Origin of the sequence: Mycobacterium persicum (assembly GCF_002086675.1) — a bacterium.
Classification (GTDB): Bacteria; Actinomycetota; Actinomycetes; order Mycobacteriales; family Mycobacteriaceae; genus Mycobacterium; species Mycobacterium persicum.
Window position 1 is genome coordinate 1 of record NZ_MVIF01000383.1, and the last position, 215, is coordinate 215.

The following is a 215-nucleotide window of genomic DNA, read 5'->3' on the forward strand; positions in this document are numbered from 1 at the left end:
TGTGGGCCACCTTGCTCGATGAAGGCCGCTACCTCGGCTCGATATCGACCTTCTACCGGCTGCTACGCCAAGCCGGTGAGAGCCGGGAGCGCCGCCGCCAGGCCACCCACCCGGCGACGGTCAAACCCGAGCTGGTCGCCTTGGCGCCCAACCAGGTGTGGAGCTGGGATATCACCAAACTGCGTGGCCCGGCCAAATGGAGCTGGTACTACCTG

General features: G+C 66.0%; 1 pseudogene. It reads left to right on the forward strand.

Annotation, left to right across the window (positions count from 1 at the left end):
* Positions 1-215 (forward strand): annotated as a pseudogene (locus tag BST40_RS28865) (IS3-like element IS1141 family transposase); the annotation flags it as partial.